Genomic DNA, 15,549 nt, shown 5'->3' with positions numbered 1-15,549 from the left:
TAGGAGGAATTTGAGAATGTTGATAGGTTCACACGTTTCAATGAGTGGAAAAGAGATGCTTCTTGCATCAAGTAAAGAAGCTGCCTCTTATGGTGCATCAACCTTTATGATTTATACTGGTGCACCTCAAAACACTCGCCGTAAACCGATTGAAGAATTAAATATAGAAGCAGGACTAGCACATATGAAGGAACATGGTCTTTCCAATATTGTTGTTCATGCACCATATATTATCAATATTGCGAATACGACAAAACCTGAAACTTTTGCATTAGGCGTAGAGTTTTTGCAAAAGGAAATTGAACGTACTGCTGCGATCGGTGCAACACAAATTGTGTTACATCCAGGTGCCCATGTCGGTGCAGGAGCGGAAGCTGGTATTGCGAAAATTATTGAAGGATTAAATGAAGTATTGGCAACGGATCATCCTGTACAAATCGCACTGGAAACGATGGCTGGAAAAGGTTCTGAAATTGGTAGAACCTTTGAAGAATTAGCTCAAATATTTGACGGAGTAAAAAATAATGATCGTCTATCCGTTTGTTTTGATACTTGTCATACCCATGATGCAGGCTATGATATTATTAATGACTTTGACGGTGTACTAGAGCAATTTGATCGATTAATTGGTATTGATCGAATTAAAGTTGTTCATATAAACGATAGTAAAAATGTATGTGGAGCGGCAAAAGATCGCCATGAAAATATCGGTTTTGGCCATATTGGATTTGAGGCCCTCCATCGCATTGTTCACCATGAAAAATTTAAAGATGTTCCAAAAATTTTAGAAACACCTTGGGTAGGAACGGATTCAAAAAATAAAAAAGCCCCTTATTTATTTGAAATTGAAATGTTAAGATCAGGTAATTATAAACCTGAAGAAATTGAAGCATTAAAAGGTTAGTTATAAAGTAGATGACTTTTCATATAAAGTTATCTACTTTTTTTATTCTTTAGCTTAGAAGTAGGTCCAATTGAATAAACTAGTAAAAGTAAAAATTCTATTGCAATTACCCATGGGAGGAATGGATGAAAAAGAAATTACTAATTTCAATTGTTGCGTTGTTCTTATTTTTAAATCATGTTCCTTTAGTAAAAGCCTCTAGTTTAGACAATACAGTTTTGAACCAATTAGGTAATGAAAATATAAGTGTTTCATTGAGGGCTTTAAACAATGGAGAATTGCTATATGACAACAATGGTGATGTAGCTATGAAACCTGCCTCCACATTAAAATTGTTAACAGCAGCTGCAGCCCTCGATATGCTCGGTTCTGATTATCGGTTTCGTACAGAGTTTTCGATTCATGGGAATCAAAAAGGAAATGTGTTCAATGGAGATGTTTATATTAAAGGGGAAGGGGATCCTACACTTCAAAAGAAAGATTTTATAACCTTTGCTAGTATATTAAAGCATCACGGAATTGAACAAATTAATGGAAATCTTTATGGAGATGATTCGTTATTTGTTGGCGAACAGTTAACGCCGGGTATTTCGAAGGAAGATGAAAGCTACTATTTTGCTGCAAGAACTACAGCCCTTACACTATCACCGGATAATGATTACGATGCAGGAACGATGATTATTCATGTCACTCCAACTAAAGTCGGTGGGCCCCCTAACATTGTGGCTGATCCAAAGGTTAGTGGAATGGACATTCAAAATGAGGCTGTAACGGTTCAACAAAATCAAAGGAACACGATTGAAATTGAACGGCAATATGGAACAAATAAAATTATCATTACTGGCAATATTCCGGTTAATACTACTTTTAAAGATTGGGTAACCTTTTATGATCCGACCATCAATACATTACAAGTTTTAAAAACAACATTAGAGGAATTTGGTATCACCCTTTCAAACAATACAGAAATTAAGCGTAATAAAGTTCCAAAGGATGCTCAAACGATATTTGTTAAACATTCGTTATCATTAAAATCTTTAATGATTCCCTTTTTAAAATTAAGTAATAATAGTATTGCTGATATTTTAGTGAAAACAATAGGTAGGGAAGTGAATGGGAAGGGGCATCTTAAAGAGGGAATAAAAGCACTACAAGAATACGGTGCGCTACTAGGACTCGATATGGAACAATGGACGTTAGAAGACGGTTCGGGCATGTCCCATAATAATCGCGTATCAGCGAACGAATTAACCCATTTGTTAACGAATATTCAAATGGAACCCCAGTTTAACATTTTATATAAAAGTTTACCAATTGGGGGACAATCCGATCGATTAATTGGGGGATCTTTAAAAAATCGATTTAACGAAGGGATATACGAAAATCGTGTCATTGCCAAAACGGGACACATTACAGGTGTCTATACGTTAGCTGGATATGTCAAAGCAAATAGTGGGAAAACATATGCCTTTGCAATTATGACCCAACATCAAACAGCCGTTATGCTTTCTGCTATTGATGAAGTCGTGAAACAAATCATTAAGGATTATTAAGAGAGGTTCCCATTTGGAAACCTCTCTTTTTCAATAGTTCTCTAAATATTTTAGAAGTTTTTTTAATTTTTTCTTTCCAATAATACTTTCGACTTCCTTTAAAAAAGAGTTGGGGATACCTGTAATAAGCCATGTAATAGAAGCTTTTTGGGAAAGCGGTCTTAAACGTTGCACTTCCTCCAAGGTTAAATCAATATCGTATTGTCTTGCGAATTTCACAATCTCTTTATCCGATTTTGTTAAAAACTGTTCAATAAATTCAACTTGTTTCAAAGATGACATTCCTTTCTAATAATGGATGTATTCGTTAAAGGGATCTTTGTATTTCTTTTTAAGATTGTTCCCTTTACATTTAGCAATGAATAGACTATACTAACAAATTGTAAATCGTAATGATTATGAATTAGAAAGAAGAGGAAAAATGAGTCAAACATTGATTGAAATGAAAAACGTGTCTTTTCAATATGAATATACACAAGTATTAAAAAACATATCGTTTAAAGTGGATGAAGGGGCATTTCTGGCGATACTTGGTCCGAATGGTTCAGGTAAATCCACTCTATTAAAATTATTGCTAGGATTATTGAAACCGATGACAGGAGAAATTCAATTGTTCGGGCAACCCATTGATGCCTTTCGTCAAAGGGAATGGATTGGCTATGTTTCTCAAAAATCCAATGCATTTAATTCAGGCTTCCCAGCAACAGTAGAAGAAGTCGTAAAAAGTGGATTAACAAAAAAAGTTGGGTTATTTAAACGAATGCCAAAAGATGTTGACTTAAAAGTAGAGGAAGCATTGAAATCCGTTGGAATGGAAGCGTTCCGCTCCCGTAATATCGGCCAACTTTCAGGTGGTCAACAACAACGGGTGTTTATTGCTAGAGCATTGATTTCTAACCCGAAAATTTTAATTTTAGATGAACCGACTGTCGGAATCGATCATGAAAATGTCCAATCATTTTATGATATGTTAGCAACTTTAAACGAGGAACAAAATAAAACAATTATTTTAGTTACCCATGATGTCGATACCGTTTCCAACCGTATTAGCCATGTAGCTTGTTTAAACCAAACGATCCATTTCCATGGATATAAAGAGGATTTTGATACGATTTCACAAAATCAATTGGATAATTGGTATGGCCATGCGGTTCGAAAGATTCATTAAAGAGGAGAAGGCAAATGATTGAAGCAATTTTAAACTATGAATTTTTACAAAATGCCTTTTTCTCAGGGCTAATTATTGGAGTGATTGCACCGGTATTAGGTGTATTTATTGTTGTAAGAAGAATGTCCCTTATTGCGGATGCATTGTCCCATGTGACATTAGCGGGAATTGCAGGAAGTTTATATTTAAGTCAAACTTTCACTGCCTTTGCATTATTAAATCCAATTTATTTAGGAATTATTGCATCGGTTAGTGGATCCATTTTAATTGAACGATTACGTAGACTTTATAAACATTATGAAGAGCTTGCCATACCGATTATTATGTCGGGGGGAATTGGTCTTAGCGCCATTTTTATTTCATTAGCTAGTGGCTTTAATACAGATTTAATGAGCTATTTATTTGGCTCTGTTTCGGCTGTTTCTAGACAAGATTTATGGGTTGTCATCGGTATTGCGATCGTTGTCTTTTTATTTTTATTTGCTTTTTTCAAAGAAATGTTCGTTTTATCCTTTGATGAGGAATATGCCAATGCGAGTGGCCTACCCGCAAAATGGATTCACTTTTTATTTATGATTGTTGTGGCGTTAGTCATCGCAGCAAGTATGCGAATTGTCGGTATACTATTAGTTTCTTCTTTAATTACTCTTCCAGTTGCGGCAAGTATGCGAATAGCACGGGGCTTTAAACAAACAATCATTTATTCCATTTTGTTTGGGGAAGCTGCTGTGATTATCGGATTGGTCAGTGCCTTTTATTTAAACCTAGCACCCGGTGGAACGATTGTTGTTACTTCTATACTTATCCTATTAATTGTTATAATAACAAAAAAGATCATTCTACATTTAAAGCAAGGAAGGGGAGCAGTTAAATGAATATTACGAGAGCATGGGAAATTTTAAAAGATAACGGTTATAAAAAAACAGATAAACGTGAGCTAATTTTGAATATGTTTGAAGATACGGATAAGTATTTAACTGCTCGAGATCTCCTTTCTGTATTGAAAAAGGATTTCCCGGGAATGAGTTTTGATACAATTTACCGAAATTTAGCTACTTTTGTTAATCTTGGCATATTAGAAGAAACCGAGCTAAATGGCGAAAGAAATTTCCGAATGCATTGTGAATCAGAACACCATCATCATCATTTTATATGTATGGAGTGTGGAAAAGTGAAGGAAATATCTGTTTGTCCAATGGAAATGATACAAGAGAAATTGCCAGATTGTGCGATCGAATCCCATAAATTTGAGATTTACGGGAAATGCCAAAATTGTGTACATGAAACCGTTTAACTTCCTTTAAAAATTACTGTTCATTTATTTGGGAAAATATGATACATTGCAATTAAGTGAATACGTTTGCAGGAAAAAGATGCGATGATACGCTTAATAGGGAATTCGGTGAGATGCCGAAGCTGTGTCCGCAACTGTATGTGTTTGTTTCAAGAAAATGCCACTGTCTAAAGGGATGGGAAGGCTCTTGAAACGATAAACACGAGCCAGGAGACCTATCTTTTTCTGATCGTAACAAACCTCTTCGGAACTAAAGAGAATGTGCGGCATTATTTTATAATTTTTTTGTTCTATATTGTAATTTATGCCATCCGTTCTCGGTTGGCTTTTTTATTGCCATGCTTTCCTATCCGAAGGGATGTTATCACTAAGAAAGGGGTGTTCCTATTCGAAAAGATAGCCGTTACAGCTGTTATCCATTTATGAGGGAGAAAAGTTGTCTAGTTGACTTCGAGATTCGAACTGATTCTCTTACAACAAAAATAGGGGTAGTATTGCCTTTGTTGCAAGAAGAGGAGAATTGCCGAGTTGTTTTAGATGATTTGCACAAACTCCATCCGATGGCCTATCACGTAAATGGATCAGTTCGTGGGAAGTTATCGGTAACAGAAGAAGATTTAAGTTGGTTAAGCAGTCGATATGATTTTTATGTTGAACAAGTGGGGGAAGAGATAAAGCAATTTTTACTGCCTCAGGGGTGTCTAGCTGCAACATTTTTACATATTTGTCGTAGCGAAGCGAAAAAATCTTACCGGGCTCTTCATAAAGTAAGTGAGGAGAGGGAAGTACCGGAAATACTATTTAATTATTTAGGGCTACTAGCCAATGTATTTTTTGTCATGGCTGTTTATACAAATAAAATGCATGGTATTGAAGAAGTCCCATTTATAAGTAAATCCTATCCTAATAAAAAAAGAAAAAAAGAGGAAGTGTGACGATGAAATTTTTCAACAAGAAGTGGATGGCACCACTTGCCATCTCATTGCTATTAGTTGGTTGTTCTGATGGGGAACAAAAAGCAACGAATGATACAGATTCAAAAACAAACAGTACGGAAGAAAGTGGTCCCTATACAGTAGTAGATGACCGTGGACAAGAAGTAACTTTTGAAGAAGTCCCTGAAAAAATCGTTTCTCTACAACCAAGTAATACAGAAATTTTATTCGAGCTAGGTGTAGGGGATCAAATTATTGGAGCATCGGAATATGATACATATCCGGAGGAAGCTTTAAAAATCGAACGTGTAACAGATTCCATGACGGTAAATACTGAACGTATTATTGAATTAAATCCAGATGTCGTATTTGCTTATACAACTGGAGAAGAAGCTCAAATTGACCAATTGGAAAGCGCAGGACTTAAAGTATTCGTTATTCAATCAGCAACTTCTATTAACGATGTTTATGGTGATATCGAACAAATGGCTGAAGTAATGGGAGTGGAAGAAGAAGGAAAACAAGTTGTAGAAGATATTCAATCTCAAATTGCAGCTGTTCAAGAAAAAACAAAGTCGATTGAACAAAAGAAAAAAGTTTATTTTGAAATTTCACCAGCTCCAGACATTTGGTCTATCGGTTCTGGTACATTCCAACAAGAAATGATTGAGGCAGCAGGTGTGGAAAATATTTATGCTGATCAACAAGGATGGTTTGCAGTAACAGAAGAAGATCTAATTACAAGAAATCCTGAAGCGATTGTTTCGACGGTAAATTATATAGAAGATCCAAAGGGTGAAATATTAGCTAGAGAAGGATGGTCTACAATTTCAGCAGTTCAAAATAAAGAAGTGTATCTATTAAATGCGGATATTATGGATCGTCCAGGACCACGTATCGGTGAAGCAGTTGAAATGATTGCCCAAACGATTTACCCAGAATTATTTAATGAATAATTAAGTAAATAAATCTGCTTGATGACTACGATGCTTAGCCGTAGAAAGATAGCAGATTTTTTTTATTTTATTTGATATGGTTAATAAGGGAAAGAACGTATTTATTTTGTGAATTTTTTCGAGGAGCTATTTATGGGGAAAATCATTTTTATTACTGGCGGTGTTCGTAGTGGGAAAAGTGCCTTCGCAGAACGTTATGCGAAGCAACTTTTTCAAATCTATGACCGAAAGCGTCTACTTTATATTGCATCTGGGGTAGCAATTGATGAGGAGATGGCAGAACGAATTAAACGTCATCAACAAGATCGATTCAACTCTTCCGTTCAATGGGAAACAATTGAAATTGTAGATGACTTAGTATTTAATGACGAGTTGTTTGCAGAACATCCTATCGTTGTGTGGGATTGTCTTACTACTTGGTTAAATAATGTGCTCTATAAAACGGAGTTATTAAATGGAGAGGCAAGGACACATGAAATAAACCGATATATACAAGCGTTAAAGGAACAAGTACTAAAATGGAAAGAAGTAAATGATTGTATTTTATTGCTTGTATCAAATGAATTATTGGATGAAGCTCAATCTAAGTTTTCAGAAGTGAATCGATATTGCTCCCTATTAGGGAAAATGCATCAATGGATTGTTGAAAAGTGTGACGAAGCATACGAAATGGACTATAGTTTAAGGAAACGTTGGAAGTAGGGAGGAGAACTATGAAACATCATTTGATTGGATTTCTATTATCATTTCAATTTTTTTCTTCTTTCCCTATTCGTAAACAGTTGAGTATGAATGAAAAAACTATATCTGCCATGTTTTACTTTTTGCCGTTATTAGGTGTTTTAATGGGAACTTCCCTTAGCATTATAATAATACTGAACGATGCATTTTTTCAGTTTTCCCCCTTGTTATTGGCTATTATACTAGTAGTAGCAGGAATTATTATGACTGGCGGTCTCCATTTAGATGGTTGGATTGATATGAGCGATGCTTATTTTTCCTACCAAGATCAAAAAAGAAGACTTGCTATTTTGGACGATTCCCGTGTAGGAGCCTTTGGTGCCATCAGTTTATTTGTTTTAATCCTTTTAAAAGTCGGTTTTATATATGAAATTATTTATCAAGGAAATAGCATTTTTATGTTGTTTTTATTCGTCATTCCTTTTTTAAGTAGAATAGCTCTATTACTATTTTTCTTAACAACCCCTAATGGGAAAGAAGAAGGATTGGCCGTTTATTTTAAATCCAAAGTGAATGTGAAAAAGATTTGGATTGCCCTTATCCTCTATACAGCCCTATTTTGCACATTGACTTTCTATCTTTTTAACAATGTAGCATTTCTAATATTTATCTCTATGGTACTGTTTGTTTTCATTTACCGAAAATGGACGATGAAAAATTTCGGAGGCATGACGGGGGATTTATTAGGTGCCTTATGCGAAGGGATGGAGGTATTCCTATGGGGAATGGTGTTATTGTTCATTTAATCCGTCATGAAAAAACAGACGGAAATGTAAAAAGAAAATATGTTGGTTGGACGGATGAATCGATTATCACAAAAAGACAACATTTTGATGTTCCGATTCAAACAAGTGAAGTGTTTGGAAGTGATTTAAAACGGTGTATGGAGACGGCTCAACTTTATTTTCCTAAAGCAAAATACCGTTCCGATAAAAATTTAAGGGAAATTTATTTTGGCGACTTTGAAATGAAAACATATGAGCAATTAAAAGAAAATTCGACCTACCGAACGTGGATAGAAGAGCCAACGGTCATTACGCCTCCAAATGGTGAAAACTTTTTGGCTTTTAAAAAAAGAGTTCTTAAAAGTTTTCAACAAATTGTTTGTCAAAATGGACAATTTACTTTCATTGTTCACGGTGGGGTTATTCGGACTATCTTATCCTTATTTTCTCCAAAGGTTGAAAGCTTTCAACAGCTTGTTGTTACCCATAGAACAATTTATACATTAAGTTGGGCTCAAATAGAAGATGTGAAGGAGGGGAGAAGATGCGAATCATTATTGGTGGTGCCTATAATGGAAAAAGAAAATTTGTCATCGACAAACTAAAAAATAGTCCCCTTCAAAACTATTATTTCTTTGAAGGAAATATTCCATCGGAGCGAAGCTATACGAAAGATGAAGCTATTGTCATTGGAAGTTTTGAAAAAATTATTTTTCAGCACATGGATTTAGACGAAGAACAAATTGCTGCTCGCATTTACGATGAACTATTGAAGTTAGATAAAGAAACAAATGTTATTTGTATTTGTACAGATATAGGAAGGGGCATTGTTCCACTTCAAAGAGAAGAGAGAAAATTACGAGATACATGTGGAAGATTGTATCAGAAATTATTTGCAGAAGGTGAAAGTGTCATTCGAATTTGGTATGGCATCCCACAGTTGTTGAAAGGTGAAGATTGGACATGGAGAAAAAGCATCATTTAACCCTTGTTGTTCTAACGGCATTAATTGCTGCATTATGTGGGATTGGCAGTTTAATAAAAGTACCTGGTATCATTACGTCCGCTGCTTTAGATTCTGCACCAGCCTTTATTAGCGTTGTGTTTCTACCACCATTATATTCGGGTTTTGCTGGTGCAATTGGTCATCTCGCGACAGCAATCACTTCAGGATTCCCTTCTGGCCCTTTTCATGGGCTAATAGCAGTAGAAATGTTTGTGATTGTCTATTTATTTAATCTTTTACATAAAAATGGATTTAAAGTTTTGAAGTGGATGTTTTTAATTATTGCCAATGGCATTCTCTCTGCTTTTCCTTTCTATTTCCTTATCTCACCATCTTTCTTTATCGGTATTTTACCTAGCTTAATCATTGCAACTATAGTAAATGTAATCATTGCGATAGTTACAATGCCTATTTTAACTAAAGTTATAAAAGGAAGAAGGATACATAAATGAGAAATGCAAGTAAAGTAGACGAAAATACAGTAGTGACGATGGACAATTCAGGCTGTATTGGGGAAAAACAATTGGATGTAGTCTATGCGACAAATGAGGTGACGGCTTATTACACAACTCGTGTTGCATTAATAGAGCAATGGTGTGCAGGGGCTCATCCTTCCAATATATTCATGGCCAATTTCACAAGTGATGCAGCTTGGGATGATTACATAAAAGGGATTAAAAGGGCATTTGATGAAATAGAGGATACGATGCCGCCTATAAAAGGCTCTACAGAATCGAATTTTCAATCGTTGCAATCTGGGTTAAGTTTAATGATGATTGGAAAGATTCAATTTGATCTGGACACTAAAAATTGTGACTGGTATGTAATAGGAAAGCCTTTAGTTGGACCAGAAGTCATTGATGAAGAGAAACATGTTGCTAAACTAAAGGAATTGTATCAATTATTAAAAAGGGGAATTATAAAGCAAGTATGGCCAGTTGGATCGAAGGGAATCCAGGCAGAACTAGAGAGAATTTTTCCGGGAAAAGAGGTAACATGCTCCCTTCCATTACATAAAACAAGTGGTCCATCAACGTCCGTTATTGTTGCCGTGAAGAAAAATGAAGAGAACCATTTAAATGAACGATTAACGACACCATATGAAAAACTAATCATTACGTAATAACAATAAAAAAACTTCCCCTCAAGCAATGTTGAAGGGAAGTCTTCTACGATTCACCTAATTCTTTCATTTTCGGATTATTATAAACGTCCTTATTGATTTCACCTGTTATTCTTGAAGTTGTTATCCCAGCAACCATTGAACCACTGACATTTAAAGCAGTACGCCCCATATCAATTAATGGTTCAACGGAAATTAAAACACCGGCTAGAGCAACGGGTAAATCAAGGGCAGAAAGGACGATAATCGCGGCAAAGGTTGCTCCTCCACCGACACCGGCGACTCCGAAGGAACTTATCGCTACTACAACGATAACTGTAATAATAAATCGTATATCTAATGGGTCAATTCCGACAGTAGGGGCAATCATAATGGCAAGCATTGCAGGGTATACACCTGCACAACCGTTTTGTCCAATTGATAATCCAAAGGAGCTGGCGAAGTTTGCAATTCCTTCAGGTACCCCAAAACGTTCCACTTGGGTTTTCAAGTTCAATGGTAACGTACCTGCACTAGAGCGAGAAGTAAAGGCGAACAATAATGTTTCCATCGCTTTTTTAATGTAAATAATAGGACTTAAACCGGAAAGTAAAATAATGATTAAATGAATAATAAATACAGTGATTAAGGCAATGTAAGAGGCGATAACAAATTTACCTAAATTATAAATGGCACCGAAGTCGCTTGTTGCAACGGTTCTAGCCATGATAGCCATTATTCCGTATGGCGTTAATCGTAAAACAATTGTAACAACGCCCATTATTAATGAATAAATCCCATCAATTGCTTTTTTAATCGTTTTGGATGTTTCCCGTTCTTTGCGTACAATTCTTAAATAAGAAAATCCTAAAAATGCAGCAAAAATTACGACAGCGATAGTGGAAGTGGAGCGGGCGCCCGTTAAGTCTAGAAATGGATTTGCAGGTATTAACTCTACGATTTGTTCAGGTAAAGTTGAAACTTCTGTTACTTTTTCTTCTAAAGTCGCGCCTCGTTCCCTTTCTTCTTCACCGTGCACTAATTGGGATGCGTCTAAATCAAATAAAGTAGCTGAAATGATTCCAACTGTTGAAGCAATTGCAGTCGTTCCAATTAATAATAATAAAATCAGACCTGCGATTTTTCCGAGATTACTTCCTAATTTTAATTTAGAAAAGGCAGATAAAATGGAAATGAAAACAAGTGGCATTGCAACCATTTGAAGTAGCTTTACATAACCGGTACCAACAATATTAAACCACGCAACTGATCCAGCAATTATGTCCGATGTCGCACCAAATATAACTTGTAAAACAAGCCCAAAAAGAATGCCTAAACCTAATCCGGCAAATACCCGATTGGAAAATTTAACATGCTTTTTATTTAAAATATATAAGAATGCTAATAGCACGATAAAAATAGCAACATTAGTAAAGATGATAAATGTCAACTGTACCTCCTCCTAAATAACCAATTACATGTATGCTTATATTGGGGAACTTCGAGATTTTTATGCACGATGAATCATTCCGAACATTTGCTTTAAAATGAAACATTTTTATTCAATATTTGATACAATGTTGAATAGACGTTTGTTTGGAGAAAGGATTGAAAATATGAATTCACCATATACTTTTAAACATATACCACCTATGATGAATAACGGTGACAGCCGTCAACCTGCCATCTTTTTATTTCACGGATTAGGAAGCAATGAGGATGATTTAATACAATTAGTTGGTGAAATAAAAGACCACTGTCATATCTTTAGTTTAAGAGGGCCAATTACCCATTCACCTGGATATGCCTTTTATACATTTGAAGAAGAGGGGAAACCAACTCGAGAAGTTTTTGATAAAATGATGGGGTACACTCAAAATTTTATATTAGAGGCAATCGAACATTATGAGCTTAATGTGGACAAAATCTATTTAATTGGATTTAACCAAGGAGCTGTTGTAGTGGAAACCCTTACCCTTTTACTAGGTAAAATGATACGAGGAACGGTCGCATTAAGCGGGTTTTTACCTGACTTTGTCATCACTGAATATAATAAAGCTCCGCTTGCTGGTACAAAAATCTTTATATCCCACGGGGAATATGATTACGTATACCCAATTCAGTGGGGAGAAAGCAGCAAAAATTATTTCCAAAGTCAAGGTGCGGAAGTTATCTATAAAACATATCCAGATGGTCACGGTGTAACAGAAGACAATCTACGTGATTTAGTGGAATTTATTGCTCAAGACTTAAACAATCCGGTAAATTAAAAAATTTATAGATGAAAAAATCTGCTCTTTTCTTCTGGTTTAGATGACGCTAATCCATAGAAATGTAGCAGATTTTTTATTACAAAAATTTTAATATAGCAGTTTTTCTGCCTCTTCAAGGGGCATTGGCTTGTGGAAATAAAAGCCTTGTCCTGTAGAACAACCCATTTTTTGTAAAATGGCATACTGTTCCGACGTTTCGATTCCTTCTGCTACAACATGCATTCTCAAATTGGAAGCAAGTTGAACGATTGTTTTTACAACTGCATGCATATCGGCATCGTTAATATCATTAATAAAACTTCGGTCGATTTTAATTTCAGAAAAAGGAAGCTGTTGTAAATAACTTAATGAAGAAAATCCTACACCAAAATCATCAATCGCGCTTTCGTAACCTAATTTTTTTAATTCTAACAGAATTTCCTTTGCCTTTTTATAATCAAATAGTTCGACACTTTCTGTTACTTCAACCTGAATTAGATCTGGGCTTATGTTATATTTATTCACTAATGAAATAAAATCATTTACAAATGTATCACTATAAAAATGAACGGGCGATATGTTTACGGCGATAGGTACAATTTTTTGTCCCTTTTGTAGTCGTTCATTTTGGAATTGTAATACTTTTTTCAAAATTATATTATCGACTTCATTAATCTTACCATTTTGCTCTGCAATCCGTATAAATTCCACGGGAGAAACTTGTCCTAATACTGGGGAATTCCATCTTGCCAAAGCTTCAAAACCTTCTAACTCAGAAGTAGCTAAATTAATTTTTGGTTGCAAATAGACTGTAAATTCTTCATTTTTTAATCCGTATCGTAGTTGATTTAAAATATCGAGTTCCCTTTGAATTTTTTCATCCGTCTCTGCTTCAAAATAGGACACGACGACATTATGATTTTTTGCATTTGTTAAGGCGATATCTGCGCGGCGAATACTTTCATCGACCGATAAAGATTTATCGAAATAAGAAACACCAATTCTTAGGGTTATAAAAATTTCTCTTCCTGCAATCGTAAAAGGAACAGATGTCACTTGTAGTAAATCTGATATTAATTCATTTAAATGTTGATTCGTTTGTTTTATGCCTAAAATGAAGGAGGAGCTAGAGAATCGTCCAAAAATAATTTCATTGTTAATACCGTCCATTGACTTTAGTCGGCTGGTTATTTGACGAATTAATTCATCCCCAAATTTTCTTCCATAGGAATCGACAATGCTAGAGTATTCATTAGGTTGAATTAACAAAATAGAGCCTACAATGGATTCCTGTTGCCAATTTACTAAATTAGTATAAAAATAATTAAAATTAGGAATGCCGGTACTAATATCAAAATAGGCAAGCCGTTTTAAATCTTGCTTTTGTTCTACATATTTCATAGAAAGGGCAATAATAGGTGTAAGTTTATTTAAAAAATCCATGTCTGTTTCTCTTAATATAGAATTGTTTTTTATGTATATTGAAAAATAGCCAAGTAACTTTTTTTCGTGATTAAAAATTGGTTTTGACCAACAAGTTGAAATATTGTATTGGCTTAATAAATTTTTTGTCTCTGCATCTTGAACAGTTAAACGATCTTTTATAATTGAATTTTGGTCAGAATGCAACCGTTCACTTATTTTTTTATGATGGATAGATTGAATAATTGATAATGGGAGAGTCCCGCTAGCAATAGCATCCAATTGATAATCTTGTTGAAGTACGTGAATCGCGCAATAGATATCTTGAATATAAAATCGTTCTACTTTTTCTGTAATGAGTTGAAGGATATCTTTAAGCTCACCATTTTCTTCTAATTCGATATAAACTTCATGTTCTAGTTTAGATAGCATTCTACTTAACATTTGTTCCGTTATATCCTTACAATGAATCATGGCATAAGTAATAGTGCCCTTCGAATCTTTAATGGGTTGATAAGAAAGGTTATTCCAGAATGCTGTGCCGTCTTTATGATAATGGATGATGTTTTGATCAAATGGAACTTTTTTTGAAAACTGATTATAAAGATTCTTTTCTAGTACAGAATTCGTTTTAATTCCATTAAGTGAGCGAATGTTTTTACCGATTAATTCTTCGTTATGATAACCAGTCAATGTTGAAAAAGCACTATTAACATAGACAAAGGGAAAATCATTCTTTTCTAAATCGATGATTGCTATACCTGTATGATACTGCTCACTAATACTGCAAAGAAAGGGTAATAATTCATCCTTTGAAAGAGGCATTATCGTATTGTACATGAGCTTTCCCCCGATGTGAAAAATGTATAAAAAAAGTATATCAAATTTATTAGAACTAGGGCAGAATTATTTTTTAATAGTTTGAAAAATTATATTTATTGAATTAAATACACTACTTTATTCGCATTTTTCCTATTATTTGTAAATATCTTTACAAAATTATGTAAATGATTGTAGTATCTTATAATAATTTCCAAATATTATAAATTTGTATATTTATAATTTTATCATATTCTTTCTGTATATCGAATAAAATGGACTCAAATCAATCGTTTTAGTATGAAATAGTCGCGCTAAATGGAATAGTAATTTGTTACTTGTAACATGAACATTGATCCAATTTTAAATTAAAATTATTCTTTACCAGTTTATATATTTTATTTTTTATATTTCAATCGTCCAAATTTCGTTCTAATTTTTATTTTAATGAAAGCTTTGTTTGTTTTGTAAGTGGTAGACAGGCTGTGTTATGAATATTTGCTAGAAGGGAAGGTAGAATGAAAATTGACGATGATATACTGGAGAGATTAGGCATTTATTTTGTTTATCATGATATTTATAATCGTTTTGGCATTTCGTTTGAAACCTTCGTTGACCGGTGGGAGAGGGGAATACTTGAAGTATAGATGACATGTAATCTTCTTCAAGAAA

Annotated in this window: 18 protein-coding genes and 1 riboswitch; of the genes, 15 read left to right on the top strand and 3 right to left on the bottom strand. The window is 34.4% G+C overall.

Features of this window, described 5'->3' with window-relative positions; genetic code table 11:
* Nucleotides 1–16 precede the first annotated feature (16 nt).
* On the top strand, nucleotides 17–904 hold the full coding sequence (locus tag EC501_RS12035) for a deoxyribonuclease IV (RefSeq protein ID WP_122972548.1): 888 nt from the start codon (nucleotides 17–19) through the stop codon (nucleotides 902–904).
* Between the two features lie 125 nt (nucleotides 905–1,029).
* Entirely contained in the window at nucleotides 1,030–2,457 is a 1,428-nt protein-coding gene (dacB, locus tag EC501_RS12030) for a D-alanyl-D-alanine carboxypeptidase/D-alanyl-D-alanine endopeptidase (protein ID WP_122972547.1), read from the top strand.
* A gap of 30 nt (nucleotides 2,458–2,487) precedes the next feature.
* Here dacB and EC501_RS12025 read toward each other — a convergent pair whose 3' ends face one another.
* A complete protein-coding gene (locus EC501_RS12025; protein WP_122972546.1) occupies nucleotides 2,488–2,730 on the bottom strand; it encodes an endonuclease IV in 243 nt (80 codons plus the stop codon).
* A gap of 148 nt (nucleotides 2,731–2,878) precedes the next feature.
* Here EC501_RS12025 and EC501_RS12020 point away from each other — a divergent pair, with 148 nt between their 5' ends.
* From EC501_RS12020 to EC501_RS11970, 11 genes are all read left to right on the top strand, one after another.
* Complete coding sequence (locus EC501_RS12020) at nucleotides 2,879–3,625, top strand: metal ABC transporter ATP-binding protein (RefSeq protein WP_122972545.1); 747 nt, start codon at nucleotides 2,879–2,881, stop codon at nucleotides 3,623–3,625.
* Between the two features lie 14 nt (nucleotides 3,626–3,639).
* Nucleotides 3,640–4,500 (top strand): metal ABC transporter permease, encoded by an 861-nt coding sequence (locus EC501_RS12015; protein ID WP_122972544.1) that lies wholly within the window; start codon nucleotides 3,640–3,642, stop codon nucleotides 4,498–4,500.
* Entirely contained in the window at nucleotides 4,497–4,919 is a 423-nt protein-coding gene (locus EC501_RS12010) for a Fur family transcriptional regulator (protein WP_122972543.1), read from the top strand. Before EC501_RS12015 ends, EC501_RS12010 begins: the two co-directional genes overlap by 4 nt.
* Before the next feature lie 60 nt (nucleotides 4,920–4,979).
* Nucleotides 4,980–5,156: riboswitch (cobalamin riboswitch) on the top strand.
* 149 nt (nucleotides 5,157–5,305) lie between these two features.
* Complete coding sequence (locus tag EC501_RS12005; RefSeq protein WP_122972542.1) at nucleotides 5,306–5,854, top strand: hypothetical protein; 549 nt, start codon at nucleotides 5,306–5,308, stop codon at nucleotides 5,852–5,854.
* A gap of 2 nt (nucleotides 5,855–5,856) precedes the next feature.
* Nucleotides 5,857–6,810, top strand: coding sequence for an ABC transporter substrate-binding protein (locus tag EC501_RS12000; protein WP_122972541.1), 954 nt, complete (start codon nucleotides 5,857–5,859; stop codon nucleotides 6,808–6,810).
* Between the two features lie 132 nt (nucleotides 6,811–6,942).
* The gene (locus EC501_RS11995; RefSeq protein ID WP_122972540.1) at nucleotides 6,943–7,512 is read left to right on the top strand and encodes a bifunctional adenosylcobinamide kinase/adenosylcobinamide-phosphate guanylyltransferase; all 570 of its coding nucleotides are present in this window, start codon (nucleotides 6,943–6,945) and stop codon (nucleotides 7,510–7,512) included.
* 11 nt (nucleotides 7,513–7,523) lie between these two features.
* A complete protein-coding gene (gene cobS, locus EC501_RS11990) occupies nucleotides 7,524–8,297 on the top strand; it encodes an adenosylcobinamide-GDP ribazoletransferase (protein ID WP_122972539.1) in 774 nt (257 codons plus the stop codon).
* Nucleotides 8,270–8,881 carry a histidine phosphatase family protein gene (locus EC501_RS11985; protein ID WP_122972538.1) on the top strand — a complete coding sequence of 204 codons (612 nt, stop codon included), beginning with the start codon at nucleotides 8,270–8,272 and terminating at the stop codon, nucleotides 8,879–8,881. The genes cobS and EC501_RS11985 overlap by 28 nt, the downstream gene beginning before the upstream one ends.
* A complete protein-coding gene (locus EC501_RS11980; RefSeq protein ID WP_122972537.1) occupies nucleotides 8,821–9,261 on the top strand; it encodes a bifunctional adenosylcobinamide kinase/adenosylcobinamide-phosphate guanylyltransferase in 441 nt (146 codons plus the stop codon). The genes EC501_RS11985 and EC501_RS11980 overlap by 61 nt, the downstream gene beginning before the upstream one ends.
* A complete protein-coding gene (locus EC501_RS11975; RefSeq protein ID WP_122972536.1) occupies nucleotides 9,240–9,734 on the top strand; it encodes an ECF transporter S component family protein in 495 nt (164 codons plus the stop codon). Before EC501_RS11980 ends, EC501_RS11975 begins: the two co-directional genes overlap by 22 nt.
* On the top strand, nucleotides 9,731–10,405 hold the full coding sequence (locus EC501_RS11970) for a hypothetical protein (RefSeq protein WP_122972535.1): 675 nt from the start codon (nucleotides 9,731–9,733) through the stop codon (nucleotides 10,403–10,405). Before EC501_RS11975 ends, EC501_RS11970 begins: the two co-directional genes overlap by 4 nt.
* Before the next feature lie 46 nt (nucleotides 10,406–10,451).
* On the opposite strand, the gene EC501_RS11965 is transcribed toward EC501_RS11970, so the two are convergent.
* Nucleotides 10,452–11,834: an L-cystine transporter gene (locus tag EC501_RS11965; protein ID WP_241559330.1), complete on the bottom strand. Its 1,383-nt coding sequence runs from the start codon at nucleotides 11,832–11,834 to the stop codon at nucleotides 10,452–10,454.
* Nucleotides 11,835–12,000: 166 nt separating this feature from the next.
* Here EC501_RS11965 and EC501_RS11960 point away from each other — a divergent pair, with 166 nt between their 5' ends.
* A complete protein-coding gene (locus tag EC501_RS11960; RefSeq protein ID WP_122972534.1) occupies nucleotides 12,001–12,654 on the top strand; it encodes an alpha/beta hydrolase in 654 nt (217 codons plus the stop codon).
* Between the two features lie 90 nt (nucleotides 12,655–12,744).
* Here the strand turns inward: EC501_RS11960 and EC501_RS11955 are convergent, their stop codons facing one another.
* Complete coding sequence (locus EC501_RS11955; RefSeq protein ID WP_122972533.1) at nucleotides 12,745–14,898, bottom strand: sensor domain-containing phosphodiesterase; 2,154 nt, start codon at nucleotides 14,896–14,898, stop codon at nucleotides 12,745–12,747.
* 497 nt (nucleotides 14,899–15,395) lie between these two features.
* On the opposite strand from EC501_RS11955, the gene EC501_RS18725 reads away from it, so the two are divergent.
* Nucleotides 15,396–15,524, top strand: coding sequence for a hypothetical protein (locus tag EC501_RS18725; protein ID WP_263604292.1), 129 nt, complete (start codon nucleotides 15,396–15,398; stop codon nucleotides 15,522–15,524).
* Nucleotides 15,525–15,549: the final 25 nt, after the last annotated feature.

The sequence above is a fragment of the Lysinibacillus halotolerans genome (assembly GCF_003711845.1).
Classification (GTDB): domain Bacteria; phylum Bacillota; class Bacilli; order Bacillales_A; family Planococcaceae; genus Ureibacillus; species Ureibacillus halotolerans.
Note: the sequence above shows the minus strand (reverse complement) of the source record. Positions and strands in the feature narration are given on the sequence as shown.